The organism is Spirillospora sp. NPDC049024, from assembly GCF_040649235.1.
Lineage (GTDB): Bacteria > Actinomycetota > Actinomycetes > Streptosporangiales > Streptosporangiaceae > Spirillospora.
The window spans coordinates 63,435-84,019 of record NZ_JBEZFD010000008.1 but is presented as its reverse complement, the minus strand read 5'-3'; the positions used below and the strand labels follow the sequence as shown (position 1 = coordinate 84,019).

General features: G+C 74.3%; 16 protein-coding genes. 15 read left to right on the top strand and 1 reads right to left on the bottom strand.

The genetic code is table 11. The features are described 5' to 3' along the window. The first annotated feature begins 151 nt into the window (after positions 1 to 151). The 13 genes from AB0C21_RS16825 (at position 152) to AB0C21_RS16765 (ending at position 17,772) form a co-directional block, all read left to right on the top strand. The gene (locus AB0C21_RS16825; RefSeq protein ID WP_500205026.1) at positions 152 to 4,327 is read left to right on the top strand and encodes a SpoIIE family protein phosphatase; all 4,176 of its coding nucleotides are present in this window, start codon (positions 152 to 154) and stop codon (positions 4,325 to 4,327) included. Then, on the top strand, positions 4,324 to 4,671 hold the full coding sequence (locus tag AB0C21_RS16820) for an STAS domain-containing protein (protein WP_500205025.1): 348 nt from the start codon (positions 4,324 to 4,326) through the stop codon (positions 4,669 to 4,671). The genes AB0C21_RS16825 and AB0C21_RS16820 overlap by 4 nt, the downstream gene beginning before the upstream one ends. 67 nt (positions 4,672 to 4,738) lie before the next feature. After that, the gene (locus tag AB0C21_RS16815) at positions 4,739 to 5,107 is read left to right on the top strand and encodes an STAS domain-containing protein (protein WP_500205024.1); all 369 of its coding nucleotides are present in this window, start codon (positions 4,739 to 4,741) and stop codon (positions 5,105 to 5,107) included. Between the two features lie 232 nt (positions 5,108 to 5,339). Next, complete coding sequence (locus AB0C21_RS16810; protein ID WP_500205023.1) at positions 5,340 to 6,617, top strand: PP2C family protein-serine/threonine phosphatase; 1,278 nt, start codon at positions 5,340 to 5,342, stop codon at positions 6,615 to 6,617. After that, positions 6,614 to 8,380: a sensor histidine kinase gene (locus AB0C21_RS16805; RefSeq protein WP_500205022.1), complete on the top strand. Its 1,767-nt coding sequence runs from the start codon at positions 6,614 to 6,616 to the stop codon at positions 8,378 to 8,380. The genes AB0C21_RS16810 and AB0C21_RS16805 overlap by 4 nt, the downstream gene beginning before the upstream one ends. Beyond that, entirely contained in the window at positions 8,377 to 8,823 is a 447-nt protein-coding gene (locus tag AB0C21_RS16800; RefSeq protein WP_149257080.1) for a response regulator, read from the top strand. The genes AB0C21_RS16805 and AB0C21_RS16800 overlap by 4 nt, the downstream gene beginning before the upstream one ends. A gap of 71 nt (positions 8,824 to 8,894) precedes the next feature. After that, entirely contained in the window at positions 8,895 to 9,767 is an 873-nt protein-coding gene (locus AB0C21_RS16795) for an alpha/beta fold hydrolase (RefSeq protein ID WP_500205021.1), read from the top strand. A 277-nt stretch (positions 9,768 to 10,044) separates the two neighbouring features. Continuing rightward, positions 10,045 to 10,827, top strand: a complete 783-nt coding sequence (locus AB0C21_RS16790) for an RNA polymerase sigma factor SigF (protein WP_500205020.1) — start codon at positions 10,045 to 10,047, stop codon at positions 10,825 to 10,827. A gap of 129 nt (positions 10,828 to 10,956) precedes the next feature. Beyond that, positions 10,957 to 11,367, top strand: a complete 411-nt coding sequence (locus AB0C21_RS16785; RefSeq protein WP_500205019.1) for a VOC family protein — start codon at positions 10,957 to 10,959, stop codon at positions 11,365 to 11,367. Positions 11,368 to 11,572: 205 nt separating this feature from the next. Then, positions 11,573 to 11,983, top strand: coding sequence for a ribonuclease domain-containing protein (locus AB0C21_RS16780; protein ID WP_149257084.1), 411 nt, complete (start codon positions 11,573 to 11,575; stop codon positions 11,981 to 11,983). 15 nt (positions 11,984 to 11,998) lie between these two features. Beyond that, complete coding sequence (locus AB0C21_RS16775; RefSeq protein ID WP_149257085.1) at positions 11,999 to 12,361, top strand: barstar family protein; 363 nt, start codon at positions 11,999 to 12,001, stop codon at positions 12,359 to 12,361. A 67-nt stretch (positions 12,362 to 12,428) separates the two neighbouring features. Continuing rightward, complete coding sequence (locus AB0C21_RS16770) at positions 12,429 to 16,865, top strand: cation-translocating P-type ATPase (protein ID WP_500205018.1); 4,437 nt, start codon at positions 12,429 to 12,431, stop codon at positions 16,863 to 16,865. 55 nt (positions 16,866 to 16,920) lie between these two features. Next, positions 16,921 to 17,772, top strand: a complete 852-nt coding sequence (locus AB0C21_RS16765) for a DUF72 domain-containing protein (RefSeq protein ID WP_500205017.1) — start codon at positions 16,921 to 16,923, stop codon at positions 17,770 to 17,772. Positions 17,773 to 17,776: 4 nt separating this feature from the next. On the opposite strand, the gene AB0C21_RS16760 is transcribed toward AB0C21_RS16765, so the two are convergent. After that, positions 17,777 to 18,478 (bottom strand): FadR/GntR family transcriptional regulator, encoded by a 702-nt coding sequence (locus tag AB0C21_RS16760; protein ID WP_149257088.1) that lies wholly within the window; start codon positions 18,476 to 18,478, stop codon positions 17,777 to 17,779. Between the two features lie 138 nt (positions 18,479 to 18,616). On the opposite strand from AB0C21_RS16760, the gene AB0C21_RS16755 reads away from it, so the two are divergent. Both AB0C21_RS16755 and AB0C21_RS16750 read left to right on the top strand, forming a co-directional pair. Continuing rightward, positions 18,617 to 20,035: a GntP family permease gene (locus AB0C21_RS16755; RefSeq protein ID WP_500205016.1), complete on the top strand. Its 1,419-nt coding sequence runs from the start codon at positions 18,617 to 18,619 to the stop codon at positions 20,033 to 20,035. Between the two features lie 2 nt (positions 20,036 to 20,037). Continuing rightward, entirely contained in the window at positions 20,038 to 20,550 is a 513-nt protein-coding gene (locus tag AB0C21_RS16750) for a cupin domain-containing protein (RefSeq protein WP_500205015.1), read from the top strand. Positions 20,551 to 20,585 lie beyond the last annotated feature (35 nt).

The following is a 20,585-nucleotide window of genomic DNA, read 5'->3' as shown; positions in this document are numbered from 1 at the left end:
CCGCGGACGCGGCGCACCGCACGTCCGGGTACCGGGGAAACGGTTGTTGCCTCCGGGTCTCCGGGGGTAAAGGGTTGGCCATGCGGTGCGCGGACGCGCGGGGCGTCCGCTGAGTCGCGGTGGGTGATCGCCTGAGTGGAAGAGGGGTGCGGTGGCGGTTTCGGAGGACGCCGGGTTCGCCGGGGGCGCCCGACGCGAGCCGCGGGCGGGGGCCGGGCTGTTCTCCGCCGACGGGGAGATCGGCCCCGACCTCGCCGCCGTCGACTGGGCGGCGACGCCGCTCGGCCCCCCGGACGGCTGGCCGCAGAGCCTGCGGACGGCGGTCGACATCCTGCTGTCGTCCCGGTTCTCGATGTGGATGGCCTGGGGTCCGGAGCTGACCTTCTTCTGCAACGCCGCCTACCGCCGCGACACGCTCGGGCGCAAGTACCCGTGGGCGCTGGGCCGGCCGGCCCGCGAGGTGTGGACCGAGATCTGGGACGACATCGGGCCGAGGATCGACACGGTGCTCGGCACGGGAGAGGCCACCTGGGACGAGGCGCTGCTGCTGTTCCTGGAGCGGTCGGGGTACCCCGAGGAGACCTACCACACCTTCTCCTACAGCCCGCTGCGCGACGACACCGGCGGCGTGGTCGGGATGCTGTGCGTGGTCAACGAGGAGACCGAGCGCGTCATCGGCGAGCGCCGGATGACGACGCTGCGGGAACTCGGGTCCGATCCCAGCGTGGTCCGGACCGAGGAGGAGACGCTGGCCTTCGCCGACCGGCAGCTCGGCCGCAACCGCGAGGACCTTCCCTTCACCCTGACGTACCTGTTCGAGGACGGGGGTACGGCGCGGCTCGCGGGGGCGACCGGCATCTCCCGCGACCATCCGGCCGCGCGCGCCGAGCTGCGGGCGGACGAACCGGACGGAATCTGGCCCGCGGCGGCGCTGGCGCGGGGAGAATCGGTGCTGATGCAGCTCGATGATCCTCAGTTCGGCGTCCTGCCCTCCGGGGCCTGGACCCAGCCCCCCGACCAGGCCCTGGTGGCGCCGCTGCTGCGGCAGGGCCGCGCCCCGTACGGGTTCCTGGTGGCCGCGCTGAACCCGTACCGCCAGCTGGACGAGGGGTACCGCGGCTTCGTGGAGCTGGCCGCCGGGCACGTCGCGGCCGGGATCGGCAGCGCCCGCAGCTACCAGGCGCAGCGGCGGCGCGCCGAGGAGCTCGCCGAGCTCGACCGCGCCAAGACGACGTTCTTCTCCAACATCAGCCACGAGTTCCGCACCCCGCTGACGCTGATCATGGGCCCGGTGCAGGAGCTGCGCACCCGGCTGGGCGACGCGGGCGACCAGGTCCACCAGGAGCTGGACGTCATCCACCGCAACGGGCTGCGCCTGGGCAGGCTCGTCAACTCCCTGCTGGACTTCTCCCGCATCGAGGCCGGCCGGATGCAGGCGCGCTACGAGCCGGTCGACCTGGCCGAGGTCACGGCCGAGCTGGCCAGCGTCTTCCGCTCCGCCGTGGACAAGGCCGGCCTCTCCTTCGCCGTCGAGTGCGACCCGCTCCCCGAGCCGGTGTACGTCGACCGCGACATGTGGGAGAAGGTGATGCTGAACCTGCTCAGCAACGCGCTGAAGTTCACCTTCGACGGGGCGATCCATGTCCGGGTGGGCGCCGTGGACGGGATGGCGCAGGTGACGGTGGCCGACACCGGGGTGGGGGTCGCGGCCGGCGAGGTGCCGCGGCTGTTCGAGCGGTTCCACCGCGTCGAGAACACCCGCGCCCGCTCCAACGAGGGCAGCGGCATCGGGCTGGCCCTGGTCAAGGAGCTCGTCGGCCTGCAGGGCGGGACCATCACCGCCGCCAGCACCGAGGGCGAGGGGACCCGCTTCACCGTCCGGCTGCCGTTCGGGAGCGACCATCTGCCCCCGGGCGCCGTCGCCCCGCCGCGCTCCTCCACGGCGGCGTCGGTCACCGCCGACCCCTACCTCCAGGAGGCGCTGCGCTGGCTGCCCGCCGAGGAGCCCGGCGGCGACCCGAACTCGACCGACCCGACGCCGGCCGAGCCCGTCTCGGCGCCCGCGCCCGACGCCGCGGCGCGGGTGCTGGTCGCCGACGACAACGCCGACATGCGCGAGTACCTCACCCGGCTGCTGCGCGGCGCCGGCTACGAGGTCGACGCCGTCGCCGACGGCCGGGCCGCCCTGGAGGCGGTCCGCGAGACCGGCTTCGACATGGTGGTCAGCGACGTGATGATGCCGCACGTGGACGGGCTGGAGCTGGTCGCCGCGCTGCGCGCCGACCAGCGCACCGCCGCGCTGCCGGTGCTGCTGCTGTCGGCCCGCGCCGGGCAGGAGGCCTCGATCGAGGGCCTGCGGGCGGGCGCCGACGACTACCTGCTCAAGCCCTTCGCCGCCGCCGAGCTGCTGGCCCGCGTGCGGGCCAACGTCGAGCTGGCCCGGCTGCGCGGCCACCACGCCCGCTGGCGCACCGCACTGGTCGAGTCCATGCGGGAGGCGTTCTTCGTCTGCGACGAGGACGGCTCCTGCATCGAGTTCAACACCGCTTTCACCGACATCCTCGGCTACGAGGCCGCCGGGCTGCCCTATCCTCCGGAGCCCCCCTGGTGGCCGGACGAGAAGACCGATCCCGAGGCGCGCCGGGAGGTCGCCGCCGCCTTCGCCGACATGCTGGTGCAGGAGCGCGGCACCCGCAACGTCTCCCTCCGGCACCGCGACGGGCACCGGGTATGGGTCAGCGTGGCCTACAACCACGTCCACGACCCCGAGACCGGCCGGCGCGTCATCGTCGGCACCTTCCGGGACGTCACCGCCGACCACTACGCCATCCAGCGGGAGAGCGCCCTCGCGGCCCTCGGCATGCGCCTCACCGAGGCCGTGAACCTGCCCGACACCCTGGCCGGCGCGCTGGAGGAACTGCGCGACCTGTGGCACGCCGACCGGGTGCTGGCGGCCGTCTTCACCGGCGGCCCGCCCGAGCTGACCTCGACCGAGCCCGGACTGGCCTGGCAGGACCTGCCCGAGGAGCGCCGGGAGGAGATGGCCGCGCTGCGCGAGCACCCGACCCTCACCCCCGTCGCCGAGCACGCCACCGCGATCACGCTCGAACACCCCCGCGGGACCCTGGTCCTCTGGATCGACCTGAACGACCGCCGCCCCTTCACCGACCAGGACCGGCTGCTGCTGTCCCTGCTGGCCGGACGCCTCGCCCAGGGGCTGTCCCGCGCCAACCTGATCGACCAGCAGCGCGAGACCGCCCTCGCCCTGCAGCGCGCCATCCTCGGCCCGTCCGAGCTGCCCGACGGGTTCGCCGTCCGCTACGAGCCCGCGGCGCGGCCGCTGGAGGTCGGCGGCGACTGGTACGACATCTTCGCCCTCCCCGACGGCCGCATCGGCATCATCGTGGGCGACTGCGTCGGCCGCGGCCTGGAGGCGGCCACCGTCATGGGCCAGTTGCGCAGCGCCTGCCGGGCCCTCCTGCTGCAGGACGCCGGGCCGGCCCGGGCCCTCACGGCCCTCGACCGCTTCGCCGCCGGCATCCCCGGCGCGCGGTGCTCCACCGTCTTCTGCGGCGTCCTCGACCCCCGGACGGGCGAGCTCACCTACTCCAGCGCCGGGCATCCGCCCGCCATCCTCGCCCGGCCGGACGGCACCACCGAGCTGCTCGACGGGGGCCGGTCCGTCCCGATCGCCGTCGGCTCGGCACGGCCCCGGCCCGTCGCCGCGACCACGATCCCGGCCCGGGCCACCGTGCTGCTCTACACCGACGGCCTCGTGGAGCGCCGCCGCCGCTCCTTGTACGAGGGCATCCGGCAGGTGGGCGACGCCGTCCAGGACGGCCGCGAGCAGGGAGTCGACGAGCTCGCCACCCGCATCATGACGAGCCTGGCCCCACCGGGCGGCTACGACGACGACGTCGCGCTCATGCTGTACCGGCATCCCGCCCCGCTGGACGTGAGCTTCCCCGCCGAGTCCTCGCAGCTCGCCCCGCTCCGGGAGGCGCTGCGCGGCTGGCTCGCCCAGTGCCAGCTCCCCCGCCGCACCGCCCAGGGCGTCCTGGTCGCCGCCGGCGAGGCCTGCGCCAACGCCGTCGAGCACGGCCGCCCCACCGGCGGCGTGCACACCATCCGGCTGCGGGCCGAGGCCTTCGTCGACCAGCTGCATCTCACCATCGCCGACACCGGCCGCTGGAAGCCGCCCGGCCCTGACGGCGGCCTCAACCGCGGGCGCGGCACCGCGCTGATGCGCGCGCTGATGAGCAACCTCACCATCACGCCAGGACCGGACGGCACCACCGTCCACATGAACACCAGGATCGGCTCATGAGCACACCCCTGTCCCTCACGACCGCCCGGCGCCCGGACGGGAGGGCGCTCGTGACGGCCGTCGGCGAGATCGACATGAGCAACAGCCGGGTCCTCGCCGCCGCGCTGGACACGGCGCACGAGGAGAGGGGCGGTCTCGTCCTCGACCTCACCGCGGTCGAGTACCTTGATAGCGCGGGACTGAGCGTTCTGTTCGCCCACGCGGACCATCTCGAACTGATCGCTCCGCGGCTCCTGGAACCGGTGCTGACCCTCTCCGGGCTTCCGGAGCTGGCCACCGTCCGCCTCGCGCCCCCCGGGGCCGCACCCCCCGAGCCCGCGCGGCCCGAGACCGACCACACCTGAAGTCCCGGCGCACCGGTGGCGCCGGACCCCGACCCAGAGGAAAGCGGAACGACGTGGAGGCAACGCCATGGCCGAGGTGACCGGCCGCGCGCGGGACGGCCGGACTGTGATCACGATGACCGGTGACCTGGCCCTGGACACCGCGCAGCAGGCCGAGCAGCAGATGCGCCGGCTGCGCGGCGAGCACGGCGAGCACCTGGTCCTCGACCTGAGCGGCCTGCGCTACCTGGACTCGGTGGGCCTCAGCCTGCTGATGCGGTTCTACCTGGCGGCCGAGGGGCGCGGCGGCAGCGCCGTGCTGGCCGGCCCGCTGCAGGACTCGGTCCGGCGCGTCCTGCAGATCACCCACGTCGACGAGCGCCTGACCATCCATCCGACCCTCGACGACGCGCTGGCGGGCGCGCGGCCGCCGGGTGCCGACCTCCGGAGGACCTGAGTCCGCCGGCCGGCCGGTCCGCGCGGCGACGGCGGCCGTCCGGCGTGGACCCCGGCGGGCGCGGCCCGGCCGGGCGGACGGAGGACCACCTGTACATTACGGTCGCACGGTCGCGCGGTCGCGCGGCCGTGCGGGCGGCGGACGGGCCGGAGCGCGGTGTGCCGCGGATGCATATTTGCCATAAGGCAACTACTATCGGCGCGGCACCGGCGGGGCGGAGGGGGAAGAGGTGGTGGACGGACTGATGGCGCACGGTCTTGAGGCGACCGGTCTCGAGGCGACCCCTCCCGCGCTGCCCGGGCCGCGCGTACCGGTCCCGGTGGACGGCGCCGCCGACGGCGGGCCGGAGCTGGGGCCGCTGCGGGTGCTGCTGGTCGAGGACGACTCCGCCGACGCGATCCTGGTGGAGGACACGCTGGCCGACACCGGGCTGCGGGCGTCCCTGCAGTGGGTGCGCTCCCTTCCCGAGGCGCGGGGCCCGCTGTCCGCGAAGCCCGAGCCCGACTGCGTGCTGCTCGACCTGAACCTGGGCGAGTCGCAGGGCCTGGCGGTGCTCCGGCAGGTGCTGGAGTGGGCGCCCGGCGCCGCGGTGGTGGTGCTGACCGGGCTCGCGGAGTCGCAGGCGGGGACCGCCGCCCTGGCCGCCGGCGCGCAGGACTACCTGTCCAAGGACCAGCTCGAGTCGGACCGGCTCGGGCGGGCGATCCGCTACGCGGTGCAGCGGCGCCAGGTCCAGCAGGCGGTCGCGGCGCTGCAGGTCGAGCAGATGCGGGCCCAGGAGAACGCCCGGCTGGAGCGCGGGCTGCTGCCGCGCCCGAGGGTGTCCAACCCGCGGCTGCGGGTCGTCGCGCGCTACCGGCCCGGACGGGCGCACTCCCTGCTGGGCGGCGACTTCTACGACGTGGTGGAGACCGGCGACGGCCTGGTGCACGCCGTGATCGGGGACGTGGCCGGACACGGTCCCGCCTCCGCCGCCCTGGGCGTCAGCCTGCGGGTGGCGTGGCGGTCGTTCGTGCTGGCCGGGACCCGCGGGGCCCGGGTCGTCGAGCTGCTCGAAGAGCTGCTCGCCGGGGAGGACGGCGGCTCGGAGATGTTCGTCACCCTCACCACGGCGACCCTGTTCCCCGACCGCCCGGTGGCACAGGTCGTGCGCGCCGGGCACCCCGGGTTCCTGCTGCACGGGCGCGGCGAGGTCCGGCTGGTCGAGCCCCCGGGCGGGCTGGGCGTGGGCATGGTGCCCGGACTCGGCACCTGGCGCGAGCACGAGGTCCCGCTGCCGCCCGGCTCCTCCCTCGTCCTGTTCACCGACGGCCTGTTCGAAGGCCAGATCGACGCCGGCGGCCGGCGCCTGGACCTGACCGGCCTGCTCCGGCTCGCCCAGGGCCACCGCGAACGCTCCCCCGACGACTTCGTCGACACACTGATCACCGACGTCGAGGCGGCCTCGCTCCAGCACGGGGGCCTGGACGACGACGTCGCCGTCATACACCTTGGATGGACTCCCGCATGAGCACACCGCCCCTGACGGTGCAGGACACCGAGCCGGGCGAACCCGCCGGTTCCGCCGCACCGGCGCCGGCGAAGGGCCCCCCGCCGCGGCGCGGACCGACCGTCCGGGCATGGTTCATGCTGGCCGCGCTGCTGATCGTCGGGCTCACCGTCACCGGCGCCGTGGTGGTCCACAACCTGCTGGAGGAGACCGCGCGGGCCTCCGACCGGCTGGTGGACCGGATCGCACCGGCGCAGGTCGAGGCGAGCCGGCTGCAGATGGCCATGCTGAACCAGGAGACCGGCGTGCGGGGCTACGCCCTGGTGGGCGACCGGCAGTTCCTGCGGCCCTACACCGACGGGGTGGCCACCGAGCAGGAGTCCCTCGCCCGGCTGCGGCGGCTGCTGGCCGACGAGCCCGGGCTGCGCGCCGACATCGACGCGCTCCAGCGGGCGATCGGCGTGTGGCGCCGCGACTACGGCGCCGTCGTGGTCGCCCAGGTCGACGAGCGGGGGCCCGGCGTGGAGGCGGCCGCCACCGCGGCGCGCGGCAAGTCGTCCTTCGACACGGTCCGCGCCACCTGGACGGTCCAGAACCGCCACCTGGCCCAGGTCCGCGCCGAGAGCCGCACCGATCTCCGGCACACCCGCGCGGTGCGGGACTGGACGCTGACGTCCCTGTTCCTCGCGCTGCTGGCGACCGCGGCGCTGCTGGCGGCCCTGCTGCACTACGCCGTGGACCGGCCGCTGCGCATGCTCAGCACCGCCTCGCGGCGGGTCGCCGACGGCGACTTCACCCATGTCATCGGCGCGCACGGCCCCGCCGACGTGCGCGAGGTGGCCCACGCGGTGGAGGCGATGCGCGGCCGGATCACGATGGCGCTGGACCAGTCCACCGAGCGCGAGCGCCTGCTCCAGCGGCAGACCGCGGAACTGGACGCGCAGACCGTCGAGCTGCGCCGCTCCAACGCCGAGCTGGAGCAGTTCGCCTATGTCGCCAGCCACGACCTCCAGGAACCGCTGCGCAAGGTCGCCTCGTTCTGCCAGCTGCTGGAGCGCCGCTGCGCCGACCAGCTCGACGAGCGGGGCCACCAGTACATCGCCTTCGCGGTGGACGGCGCCAAGCGGATGCAGGTCCTGATCAACGATCTGCTGACCTTCTCCCGGGTCGGCCGGCTGCACCAGCACCAGCGGACGCTCGCGCTGGACGAGCCGCTCGACCAGGCGCTGGCCAACCTCGACGACGCCGTCGCCGAGGCCGGCGCCCGGATCGAGAGGCCGGAAAACCTTCCGCAGGTCACCGCGGACCCGACGCTCATGGTCATGCTGTGGCAGAACCTGCTCGGCAACGCGGTCAAGTTCCGCTCCCCCGACCGCGACGCGGTCGTCCGCGTCACGTGCGAGCGGGAGGACGGGTTCTGGCACCTGACCGTCACCGACAACGGGATCGGCATCCCCGGCGAGTACGCCGACAAGATCTTCGTCATCTTCCAGCGGCTGCACAGCCGCGAGGCCTACGCCGGCACGGGCATCGGCCTGGCGCTGTGCAAGAAGATCGTCGAGTACCACGGCGGCCGGATCTGGCTCGATCCCGACCGCGCGGAGGGCTCCCGCTTCCACTTCACCCTCCCGGTCGAGGAACGGCCCGAAGAGCCCGAGCAGTCCGACCGGCCCGCCGACGCGGTGTCCGGCGCCGCCGCGTCCGACAGCGCCAGTTCCGACACCGCAGCGCCGGACGCCGGCGTTCCGTCCCCGACCACCGACCTCCAAGGAGCCAGTTCGTGACCAGCACCGCCGTCCAGCCCATCACCGTCCTGCTGGTCGAAGACGACCCCGGTGACGAACTCATGACCCGCGAGGCCTTCGAGCACAACAAGGTCGGCAACACCCTGCACGTCGTCCGCGACGGCGCGGAGGCCCTGGACTACCTCTACAGGCGCGGGGACCACCCGGACGCGCCCCGCCCCGACCTGGTCCTCCTCGACCTCAACCTGCCCAAGCGCGACGGGCGGGAGGTCCTCGAAGAGATCAAGACCGACCCGGAGCTCGCCTCCATCCCGGTGGTGGTGCTGACCACGTCGTCGGCCGAGGAGGACATCCTGCGCAGCTACAAGCTGCACGCCAACGCCTACGTCACCAAGCCCGTGGACTTCGACCAGTTCATCAAGGCCATCCGCCAGATCGACGACTTCTTCGTCACCGTCGTCCGCCTCCCGACCCGCCACTGACCCCCGCGCCGCACCGCCTGGCCCGCCCCGGAGGCCGGGTTGGCGGAAGGCGGCGCGGGTAGTGCGCGGTGATGTTCTTCGACGGCTTCGCACTGGACCATGTCGACGTCGGTGAGGTCACGCTTCGAGTGCGGCACGGCGGGGCGGGAACGCCCGTGCTGCTGCTGCACGGTCATCCCCGGACGCATGCCACCTGGCACAAGGTCGCTCCCCTCCTCGCAGAGCGGCACAGCGTGGTGTGCCCGGATCTGCGCGGCTACGGGAAGTCGTCCAAGCCCCCGACCGACGCCGACCACACCCCCTACTCCAAGCGCGCGATGGCCGGGGACATGGTCGTCCTGATGCGGGCGCTCGGCCACGACGAGTTCGCCGTCGCGGGGCACGACCGCGGTGCGCTGGTCGCGTTCCGGACGGCGATGGACCACCCGGCGGCGGCCACCGCGCTGATCGCCATGGACGGACTGCCGGTGGTCGAGCACCTGGAGCGCTGCGACGCCCGCTTCGCGGCGGAGTGGTGGCACTGGTGGTTCTTCGGGCAGACGGACAAGCCCGCGGAACGGATCATCAGCGCCGACCCCGGCGCCTGGTACACCACCACGGACGAGCACATGGCCCCCGAGGCGTGGGCCGACTTCCGCGAGGCGATCCACGACCCGGCGACCGTGCACGGCATGCTGGAGGACTACCGCGCCGGCCTGGGCATCGACCGCCGCCACGACGAGGACGACCGCCGCGCCGGCCGCCGCGTCCAGTGCCCGACGCTGGTGCTGTGGTCCGCCCGCGACGACCTGGAGGACCTCTACGGCGATCCGGTGCGGATCTGGCGGGACTGGGCCGGCGACGTCACCGGCCGCCCCGTCGACTCCGGCCACCACATGGCCGAGGAGGCCCCCGAGGCCGTGGCCGGCGCGATCGGCGCCTTCCTCGATCGGCACGCGCCCTAGAACCCGCAGGAGAGTTCCCCCGGCCGAGCCGGGCCGCCCTGGCCGGACAGGGCGGCCCGGCTCGGCCGTCACGCCCGGAAGGCTCTTCGTCGCCGCATGGCGGAGAGCCACTCCGCTTCTGGGACCGCCGTGCCGTGTGAGCCCGCCGATACCGGGTAGGGACCGCAGCGGCGGATTATTGCCCAATGCAAAGATCATGGTGGTCGCGCGGGCGCCTCCCCCCGCCCGAGGACGTCTTCACAGGTCGTGCGCCGCGCGCCGCGGGAAGAGGCGATCATTGGCAGCGGACCGACGCGAATCGATCGACCGGCGCACCCATCAGCTCCTGGAGCGGCTGCACCGCCTCGCCCCGGACGATCCCGTCCGCGAGCGGCTCCGCGCCGAGATCGTCACGCTCAACACCGCCCTCGTGCGCAGCGTCGCGCGCCGCTACGCCGGCCGCGGCGAACCGGTGGAGGATCTGGAGCAGGCCGCCTTCGTCGGCCTGGTCTCCGCCATCAACCGGTTCGACCCCACCCGGGGCATCCGCTTCCTCGCCTACGCCTACCCGGTGGTCACCGGGGAGGTCCGCCGGCACTTCCGCGACCGGACCTGGGGGGTCAAGGTCTCGCGCCGCATACAGGAGCTGCGCCCGAGGCTGCACCGGGCGATGACCGACTTCACCGCGGCGCACGGCCGCTCCCCCACCGCCGCGGAACTCGCCGACCGGCTCGGCGTCGGCCTGGAGGAGACGCTCGACGCGCTGGTGGCCAGCGAGGCCTACCGCCCGCTGTCCCTGGACGCCCCGGCCGGCGGCTCCGGGGAGGACGACCCGGGCACGCTGGGCGACAGCCTGGGCGCCGACGACCCCGACCTGGAGGGCATCGTCGACGCCCAGGCGCTCCGGCCGCTGCTGGACGGGTTGCCCGAGCGCGAGCGCACCATCGTGCTGCTGCGGTTCTTCGGCAACAAGACCCAGTCCCAGATCGCCGTGCAACTGGGGATGTCGCAGATGCACGTCTCCCGGCTCCTCGCCCAGACCCTGAAGCGGCTCCGCCAGGGCCTGCTCGCCGGCACCTAGCGCCCGGCGGGCGCCGTCCGGCCGCGGCGTCCGTCCCGGCCGCCGCATGGCGAAACCCGGGCGGCCCATGGCGAGACCCGTGCGGAGTCGGGAGGCGCGGCCGAGGAAGCCGCGGCTAGCGTGATCGGCATGGACATCACCATTCACACGACCTTCCTCCCCCATGACGACCCGGAGGCCTCGGTGGCCTTCTACCGCGACGCGCTCGGCTTCGAGGTCCGCAGCGACGTCGGCGGCGGCAGGATGCGCTGGATCACGGTCGGCCCGCCCAAGCAGCCCGACACCTCGATCCTGCTGGCACCGCCGGCCACCGATCCCGGCGTCACCGACGACGAGCGCCGCGTCATCGCCGAGATGATGGCCAAGGGCACCTACGGCTGGATCCTGTTCGCCACCCCCGACCTCGACGACGCCTTCGGGCGGGTCCGGGCCGCGGGGGCCGAGGTCGTCCAGGAGCCGACCGAGCAGCCGTACGGAGTCCGCGACTGCGCCTTCCGCGACCCGGCGGGCAACCTGGTCCGCATCCAGGAGCTGCGCTGATCCGGCAGCGGACGATCGCTTTCGTCCGCTTCGTTCCTTGAATCCGAATTTGGGCGATCACGAGCTATTCATAGAAACTTGGCGGCTTTGTATCGACTACGCCCATGAGCAAGGTCATCATGGCGGCGTTCGCCCCCGGTCCCGGGAGCGCCGGGTCCGAGGGAATCGTCCCCTCCGGGGACTCACTCGTTCGTAGGAGGTACCTGTGCTCAAGCAGCGCTCCCGGCCGTCCTGGACGAAACGAGCCGCCGCCACCCTGGTGGCCGCGACGTGCGCGACGGGCGTCACCGCCAACGTCCCGGCAAGCGCGACGGTCTACGGATCCTGCACGATCTCACGCTGCTCCGACGGCCGCTACGCCGCCTCGGTGTGGGCCGGGAAGGGGTGGCCGGCCACCTCGGGCTGGTATTCCTGGCCGGACGGCCTGTACAACTACACCGGCGGCGTCTACCACAACTACGACGGCCAGCTCCCCTCCAGCGCCACCTACCACGAGTACGACGTGTACTCGCGGAACAAGGGCGCCTCGCGCGACGCCTACCGGATCGTCCACGGCAGCACCGGCGCCGTCTACTTCTCCCCGGACCACTACTCGAACTTCTACAAGATCTCCTAGAACGGGACCCGTCCGATGACCTCACCGCCGCCCTGGTTGACGCTGACCAGTGACCCGGTGCGGGCCGCCGTCGACGGGCACGACTGCCGGACCCGCGCCGCCTTCTTCCGGGAGGCGGCGCGGGCCCTCGGCTTCCCCGCCTACTTCGGCCGCAACTGGGACGCGTTCCTGGACTGCCTGCGCGACCTCGACCGGCCCGCCTTCACCGTGGCGCGCGCCGACGAGCTGCTGGCCGAGGAGGAGCCGCGCCAGCTGGCGATCCTCCTCCAGATCCTGGCGGAGGAGGGGCCGCCCACGACCTTCGCCGCCGCCCCCGACCGGATGCCCGTCCTGCGCGCCCGCCTGGCCGCCGCGCTCCCTCCCGACCAGGTCACGTGAGCGGTGAACTTCCGCAAACAGGTTTTGATACGCGCTTAGGCCCCGTTTGAGGGGTTAGGGCTGCGTCATGGCCCTTGACTTCCTGCGCCGCGGACTGGCGGCGGCGGCCGCCCTCCCCGGCGGAGAGACCGTCGTCGCCGCGGCGGACCACGCGGGGGCTCTGGGCGTCCGGACGGGGGCTCTCGGGGTCCGGGCGGCGTCCGTCCCGATCCGGCGGGCGGGACGTGTCCTCGGCGGAGTCGAAGGCATGGTGGGGCGGGCCCTCCGGCCGGCGCGGACCGTCCACCGGTACCCCGAGCGGCTGCACATCGAGCTGCGGCACCTGCACAGGGCGGAAAGGCGGTCCGAGGCGAAAGCCCTGGAGCACGCCGTCGAAGGACTTCCCTCCGTGCACTGGGCGCGCGTCAACGCGGCCCTGGGACGGTTGATCGTCCACGTGTCCGACGAGGTCTCACCGGAGACCGTCCTGGAGGTCGTCGAGGCGCTGGACGAGGCGTTGGAGGGCGAGGTGCCCGTTCTGGGCGGATCCGCGGCGCCGCCCGCGGCGATGGCCCTCGGCGCCGACCTGGTGGGGCTCACGATCACGGGGGCGCAGCGGGCGCTCGGGCGGGCTCTGCTGCCGTCCGAGCTCTCGGGGCTGGTGGCGTTCGCGGACACGGTGCCCCTCCTGCGCGGAATCCTGGAGCGGGCCGTGCCGGGCGCGCCGATCGAGCGCTGGCTCCCGCTGACCCAGGCCGCCGTGCAGGCGCTGACGTCCAGCGGGGCGGGCCTCGCCGTGGACGCGGCGCAGCGGCTGTGGCAGTGCCGCGAGGCCGCCGCCACCGGCCGGCTGTGGCGGCTCGCCGAGGAGGAGCTGACCGGCGCCCCCGAGCGGGCCGCCTCCACCGCCGCCCCCGGCGGGCCCGCACGCGAGCTGCCCGACGGGCCGCCGGAGCGGCACGCGCGCCGGATGCTCGCCTTCGGCCTCGGCGGGATCGCGCTCGGCGGGCTCCTGACCGGAAGCGGGCGCCGCGCGCTGGACGTCGGCGTCTCCGCGGTGCCGAAGGCGCCCCACGCCGCGCGCGAGGTCTTCGCGGCCGAGCTCGCGACCCGGCTGGCCGGGCAGGGGGTGCTGGCCCTCGATCCGAGGGCGCTGCGCCGCCTGGACCGGATCGACACGGTGGTGCTGGACGCCGGCGCCCTCCAGGCCGGCGACCTGGTGGTGGACGAGGTCGCCGTGCTCGCGGACACGTCGGAGGCCGAGGTGTCCGAACGCGTCCACGCGCTGTTCGACCTCAGGGCGCCGGACGAGGTCCGGGAGGCGGACGGATGGTCCCTCGGCCCGGTCGGGAGCGTGCCGGCCGGCCGGAGGGTCCCGGCCGAGGGCCGGGAACTCCTCCGCGGTCCGGGGCCGGTGCTGGTCCTGGCCGAGGACGGACGGCCGCGCGCCTTCATCCGCATGCGCCGCTCCCTGCGGGATGAGACGAACGCCCTGGTGACCGCCGCGCGCGAGGCCGGCGCGACGATCGTGCTGGCCGGTTCCGGCGTCGAACTGCCGATCCCCCCGGACGCCACCGCCCCCGGCGGCGCGGACCTCGCCGCCTCCGTCCACGGACTGCAGCAGGACGGGGCGTGCGTCCTGCTGGTCTCGGGCGATCCGGAGGCTCTCGCCGCGGCCGACATCGGCGTGGCGGTCCGGACGGACGGTGCGCCGCCGTGGGGCGCGCACCTGATGGTCCTGCGGGACCCGGCCGCGGCCGCGTACGTCGTCGCGGCGGTCGCCGCCGCGCGCCGCGTCAGCGAGCGGGGCGTCACGCTCGCGTGGTCGGGCACGGGAGTGGCCGCGCTGCTCGCCCTCACCGGGCCGCCCGGAAAGGCGGCGGACCGCGCGCTGGCGGCCGTCAACGGCGCGGCGGCCCTGGGCATGGTCCACGGCGCCTGGACGGCCCGCGAGGTGATGCGGCACGTTCCGGCGCCGCCGCTGGCGTCCACGCCCTGGCACGCCATGCCCGTGGAGGCGGTGCTGGACCGGCTGGACAGCCGTCCGGGCGGCCTGTCCGGCGACCAGGCGCGCGAGCGCGGCATGCGCGGACCGGAACGCGAAGAGGGAGGCCGGCCGCTGCTGCGAGCCGTGCTCCAGGAACTGGCCAACCCCCTGACGGCGGTGCTGGCCGCGGGCGCGGCCGGCGCGGCGGCGGTCGGCTCGCCGGCCGACGCCGCGCTCGTCGCCGCGACCATCGGCCTGTCCGGCCTGGTGGGCGGGCGGCAGCGGGTCTCCGCCAACGAGATCATCGCGGGGATCTCGGCCCGGTCCGGCGGGCCCGTCCGCGTCCTGCGGGACGGTGCGGAGACCCGGGTGCCGGCGGAGGACCTCGTCCGGGGCGACGTCCTGGTGCTCGCCGCGGGGGACGCCGTCCCGGCCGACTGCCGGATCGTCACCGCGCACGGGCTGGAGGCCGACGAGTCGTCCCTCACCGGCGAGTCCCTCCCGGTGTCCAAGGACACCGCGCCGACCCTGACCCGGCACGTCGCCGAGCGCCGCTGCATGCTCTACGAGGGCACCTCGGTCGCCGCCGGTGACTGCACCGCCGTGGTCGTCGCGCTCGGCGACGCCACCGAGAGCGGGCGGGCCATGGCCGCCTCGCTGGCGTCGGGTCCCACCACCAGCGGCGTGGAGGCCCGCCTCAAGCAGATCACCGAGGCGACCACGCCGATGGCGCTCGGCGCGGCCCTCGGCGTCGTCACCTCGGGCCTGCTGCGCGGCGGACCGCTGCGCCGCGCGCTGTCCGAGGGCGTCAACCTGGCCGTCGCGTCCGTCCCGGAGGGGCTCCCGCTGCTGGTCAGCGCCGCGCAGGTGGCCGCGATCCGGCGGCTCGCCGACCGGGGGATCTACGTCCGCGACCCGCGCACCATCGAGACGCTCGGCCGGGTCGACGTGCTGTGCTTCGACAAGACCGGCACCCTGACCGAGGGCCGCATCACGCTCGCCGGCATCGCCGACCACCGCCACGAGGGGGACGCCGGCCGGCCGGACGAGGCGCTCCGCGGCGTCCTGGCCGCCGCCCTGCGCGCCACACCGCTGCCCGCCAACGGGCGGCACAGCCACGTCACCGACGCCGCCGTGGACGAGGGCGCCGCGAAGGCGGGCGTGGACCGCGACTTCGGCGGGGCGTGGAAGCAGGTCCACAGCATGCCGTTCGAGCCGTCGCGGGCGTTCCACGCGACCCTCGGCTCGTTCGGCGGGGAGCCGACGGTGTTCGTCAAGGGCGCCCCGGAGGTCGTGCTCCCGCTCTGCGCCCGCACGCCGGACGGCGAACTGGACCGCGAGACCCGGCGGCGCGTGCGCACGCGCGTCGAGCGGCTCGCGTCCAGCGGCCACCGCGTCCTCGCCGTCGCCGAGCGCCGCATGCCGGGCGGCGCCGAGACGGTCGGCGAGGACGAGGTGACGGGCATGACCTTCCTCGGGCTGCTCGGACTCGCCGACACCGTCCGCGCGACCGCCGCGCCCGCGGTCGCCGAGCTGCGCGCCGCCGGCGTCCAGATCATCATGCTCACCGGCGACCACCCGGCGACCGCCGCGGCGATCGCCGCCCAGGTCGCCGGCGACAGCGTCGAGCACCGCGTCATCACCGCCGACGAGATCGACCGGCTCGACGACGACGCCCTGTCGGAGGCCCTGATCGGCGTGGACGTCGTCGCCCGGTGCACTCCCGTCCACAAGGTCCGCGTCGTGCGCGCCCTGCGCGGTCGGGGCCGCATCGTCGCGATGACGGGCGACGGCGCCAACGACGCGGCCGGCATCCGCCTCGCCGACGTGGGCATCGCGCTCGGCCGGCGCGGCACGGCCGCGGCGCAGGCGTCCGCGGACCTCATCGTCGCCGACGACCGGCTGGAGACCATCGTCTCCGCGCTCGTGGAGGGGCGCGCCATGTGGGCGTCGGTCCGCGAGGCCCTCGCCATCCTGGTCGGCGGCAACCTCGGCGAGATCGCCTTCACGCTGCTCGGCTCGCTGCTGACCGGCCGCGCCCCGCTGTCGGCCCGCCAGATGCTGCTGATGAACCTGCTCACGGACCTGGCTCCCGCCCTGGCCGTCGCCGTCCGCGTCCCGACCGAGGAGACCAGCACGGTGCTGCTGTCGGAAGGCCCGGAGACCTCGCTCGGCTCCGCCCTGACCCACGACATCGCGCACCGCGCGGCGGTGACCACGCTCGGCGCGCTGACCGGCTGGCTGGCGGGCCGCTTCACCGGCCCGGCCGTCCGCGCCCGCACCATCGGCCTGGTCGCCCTCATCGGCACCCAGCTCGCCCAGACGCTCAAGGCGGGCCACAACGACCGCGCCGTCCTCCTCAGCGCGCTCGGCTCGGCGGCGCTCCTGGCGGTCATCGTCCAGACGCCGGGCGTCAGCGGCTTCTTCGGCTGCATCCCCCTGGATCCGATCGCCTGGGCCACGGCCGCGGGGGCCATCGCCGCCGCGATGACGGTCAGCCGCTTCCTCCCGGCCGCCGACCGGCGCTCCGCTCCTTGACGCCCGGGGCGGCCGGGGATCCCTCGGCGGGCCGGATCACCGGTAGCGTCGGGGCATGCGGCTTCATGTGGGGTGCGCGATGTGGGCCCACGCGCGGTGGCAGGGGCGGTTCGTCCCGCCGTCGCTGCCTCCGGGCGAGCGGCTGCGCGCCTATGCGAGCTGGTGCAACGCGGTGGAGGGCAACACCACCTTCTACGCGACGCCCGAGCGCGGCACCGTGGAGTCGTGGGCGGAGCAGACCGGTCCCGACTTCCGGTTCGTGCTCAAGCTGCCGAAGACGATCACGCACGAGCGGCGGCTCGCCGGGGGCGGTGAGGAGCTGCGGGCGTTCCTGCACGCGATCGAGCCGCTCGGGCCGCGGGCGCACGCGCTGTGGATCCAGCTCCCCGGCTCGTTCGGCCCCGGTGACCTCGGGACGCTGGCGGCGTTCCTGCGCGGGCTGCCCGCGGCGCACGCCTACGCCGTCGAGGTGCGCCACCGCGCGTTCTTCGAGGACGCGGGGTCCGCGCGCGACCTCGAACGGGTGCTGACCCGGGCCGGCGCCGAATGGGTCCCGTTCGACACGACCGCGTTCTTCCGGAGCCGTCCGACCAGCGACGCCGAGCGGGACGCCTGGACGAAGAAGCCGCGGGTACCGCGCCGGGCGGCGGCGCTCACCGACCGTCCCATCGTCCGCTACCTCGGCCGCGACGACACCGAGAGCACCGTCGAGGGCTGGCGGTTCTGGGTCGACCGGGTCGCCGGATGGCTGGCCGAGGGGCGCTCCCCCACCGTGTTCGTCCACACGCCCGACAACGCCGACGCGCTCGCACTCGCCCGCCGCTTCCACGACGAGGTGCGGGCCCGCGTGCCCGGGCTGGAGCCGCTGCCCGAGCCCGTCCCGGCGGAGCCTCCGACGCTGTTCTGACCGGTCAGCCCGGCTCGAGCATCGCCCGGGTCGCCTCCTCGACGATGTCGCGCATGGCGCGTTCGGCGGCCTCGGCGTCCCCGGCCTGCACCGCCTGCGCCACCTCGGCGTGCCAGCGGATCGCGGCGGGCTCGGGGTGCGCGGGCATCAGGTCGTGGTGGGTGCGGCCCGCCAGGACGGCGGCGACCACGCCGCTCAGCGCGCCCATCATCTCGTTGCCGGACGCCTCCAGGAGCGTCCGGTGGAAGCGGATGTCCGCGTCCAGGTAGGCCTCCAGATCGCCGGACCTGCCGTGCACCGCCATCTCCATGACCGCGCCGGTCAGCGCGCCGCACTGCGCCGGCGTCGCGCGGCGGGCGGCCAGCGCGGCGGCCACCGGCTCCAGGCCGCGGCGCAGCTCGCCGAGGGAGCGCAGCTGCTCGTCCCGGCCGTCGCCGTCGAGCCGCCAGCCGATGATCTGGGGGTCGAAGAGGTTCCAGGCCGAGCGCGGGGCGACCGTGACGCCGACCCGGCGGCGGCTCGTGACCATGCCCATCGACTCCAGGACGCGGATCGCCTCCCGGACCACCGACCGGGACACCGCGAACCGCGCCTCCAGCTGCTCGATCCGCAGCACCTCGCCCGCGGGCAGGGCGCCGGACGTGATCAGCATGCCGAGCCGGTCGAGGACGCTGCCGTGCAGGCCCGCCGGCGGGGTCTCCACCATGCGCCAATCATCACATGAAACAGGGTTAGATGCCGACAAAGATACGATTTTACGGCTCTATCCCTTGTTAACGGCAGGTTATAGCCGCGACACTCGGGCGACCATCATCGTTCTCTCCGGCTCCCAGGAGGATGACCCATGCACCCGATCGTGCTGGCCGCGGCGCCGGCGGCGTCGAGCGGGAGGCTCGTGCCGGCCGCGCTCGCCGGCATCGCGCTGATCGTCGTACTGATCACCTACTTCAAGGTGCACCCGTTCCTGAGTCTCACGCTCGGCTCGCTGCTGGTCGGCCTCGTCGCGGGGCTGCCGGTCGCCGACACCATCGACGCCTTCGTCAAGGGGTTCGGCGACACCGCCGCCGGGGTCGGCGCGCTGATCGCGTTCGGCGCCATGTTCGGCAAGCTGCTGGCGGACTCCGGCGGCGCGGACCAGATCGTCGACACGATCATCGGGCGCACCGGGCGCCGGTTCCTGCCGTGGGCGATGGCGCTCGTCGGCGCGCTCATCGGGCTGCCGATGTTCTTCGAGATCGGGCTGGTCCTGCTGGTGCCGGTCATCGTGCTGGTCGCGCGCCGCGCCCAGATGTCGATCGTGGCGGTCGGGATCCCGGCGCTGGCGGGCCTGTCGGCGATGCACGGGCTCGTCCCGCCGCACCCCGGGCCGCTCGTCGCGATCGACGCCCTCAAGGCCGACCTCGGCCTCACCCTCGGCCTCGGCATCCTCGTCGCGCTGCCGACCATCGCGCTGTCCGGCCCGGTCTTCGCCCGGTACGCGGCCCGCTGGGTCGACGTCCCCGCGCCGGAGCTCTACGTCACCGGCGCGGACGAGCGCAAGACCGCGGACGAACGCGACGCCGACGACGAAGCCGTCATGAAGGTCAAGCCGCGGCGGCGCCCGTCCTTCCCGGTCACCCTGCTCACCGTGCTGCTCCCGGTCGTGCTGATGCTGGGCAAGGCCATCGCCGACATCACCCTGGACGAGGGCGGCCAGGTCCGCACCGTCCTGGACAACCTCGGCACCCCGCTGGTCGCGCTGCTCATCGCGGTCGTCGTCGCCATGTTCACCTTCGGGCGCGGCTCGGGCATGGACCGGGACGCGATCGCCTCCTCGCTGGCCGGGTCGCTGCCGCCCATCGCCGGCCCGCTGCTGATCGTCGCCGCGGGCGGCGGCTTCAAGCAGACGCTCGTCGACACCGGGATCGGCGAACTGGTCGCCGACTGGGTCAAGGACAGCGGCATGTCGGTGCTCTTCCTGGCGTGGCTGGTCGCCGTCCTCATCCGGCTCGCCACCGGGTCGGCGACCGTCGCCACCGTCACCGCGGCCGGGATCCTCGCGCCGCTGGTCACCACGCTCGACAGCGGCGAGACCTCGCTGCTCGTCCTCGCGATCGGGGCCGGCTCGCTGTTCTTCTCCCACGTCAACGACGCGGGCTTCTGGCTGGTCAAGGAGTACTTCGGGCTGTCGGTGGGGCAGAACATCAGGACATGGTCGATCATGGAGACCCTCATCTCGGTGAGCGGCCTCGTGTTCGTCCTCCTGTTGAACCTGGTGGTGTAGCCATGACCTATCCCGACGCCCGCTACTTCGGCGACGGCGAGAACAGTGGAGCGTTCCGTCCCGCCGGGGCCGCGCCCGACCTGCTCATGGGCGCGGCCGACGACGACGGCGTCCACCGCGGGACGCGAGTGCACTACCTGGGCACGGGCGGCTCGACGAACGGCGCGTTCGGCCTCTACCGGTGGGAGATGGGGCCGAAGCCCTCCGGCCCGAGCCCGCACTTCCACCGGACCATCACCGAGTCGTTCTACATCCTTTCGGGGACGGTCCGGCTGTACGACGGGACGGGCTGGAAGGACACCTCGGCCGGCGACTTCCTGTTCGTCCCCGAGGGCGGCGTGCACGCGTTCCGCAACGAGTCGGGCGAGCCGGCGGCGATGCTGCTGCTCTTCACGCCGGGCGCTCCCCGCGAGGCCTACTTCGAGGAGCTCGCGGAGATCGCCGCGACCGGCCGGCAGCTGAGCGACGAGGAGTGGACGGACCTGTACCGGCGCCACGACCAGTACATGGTGTGACGGCCTGACCGGGTGGTCGGGGCGGCAGCGCGCCG

What these genes read in the sequence shown, in the direction of transcription:
- AB0C21_RS16815 (WP_500205024.1), top strand. Translation starts at nt 4,739, where the DNA reads ATGGCCGAGGTGACCGGCCGCGCGCGGGACGGCCGGACTGTGATCACG.
- AB0C21_RS16760 (WP_149257088.1), bottom strand. Translation starts at nt 18,478, where the DNA reads ATGGTGGAGACCCCGCCGGCGGGCCTGCACGGCAGCGTCCTCGACCGG.
- AB0C21_RS16795 (WP_500205021.1), top strand. Translation starts at nt 8,895, where the DNA reads ATGTTCTTCGACGGCTTCGCACTGGACCATGTCGACGTCGGTGAGGTC.
- AB0C21_RS16775 (WP_149257085.1), top strand. Translation starts at nt 11,999, where the DNA reads ATGACCTCACCGCCGCCCTGGTTGACGCTGACCAGTGACCCGGTGCGG.
- AB0C21_RS16765 (WP_500205017.1), top strand. Translation starts at nt 16,921, where the DNA reads ATGCGGCTTCATGTGGGGTGCGCGATGTGGGCCCACGCGCGGTGGCAG.
- AB0C21_RS16820 (WP_500205025.1), top strand. Translation starts at nt 4,324, where the DNA reads ATGAGCACACCCCTGTCCCTCACGACCGCCCGGCGCCCGGACGGGAGG.
- AB0C21_RS16805 (WP_500205022.1), top strand. Translation starts at nt 6,614, where the DNA reads ATGAGCACACCGCCCCTGACGGTGCAGGACACCGAGCCGGGCGAACCC.
- AB0C21_RS16750 (WP_500205015.1), top strand. Translation starts at nt 20,038, where the DNA reads ATGACCTATCCCGACGCCCGCTACTTCGGCGACGGCGAGAACAGTGGA.
- AB0C21_RS16770 (WP_500205018.1), top strand. Translation starts at nt 12,429, where the DNA reads ATGGCCCTTGACTTCCTGCGCCGCGGACTGGCGGCGGCGGCCGCCCTC.
- AB0C21_RS16755 (WP_500205016.1), top strand. Translation starts at nt 18,617, where the DNA reads ATGCACCCGATCGTGCTGGCCGCGGCGCCGGCGGCGTCGAGCGGGAGG.
- AB0C21_RS16785 (WP_500205019.1), top strand. Translation starts at nt 10,957, where the DNA reads ATGGACATCACCATTCACACGACCTTCCTCCCCCATGACGACCCGGAG.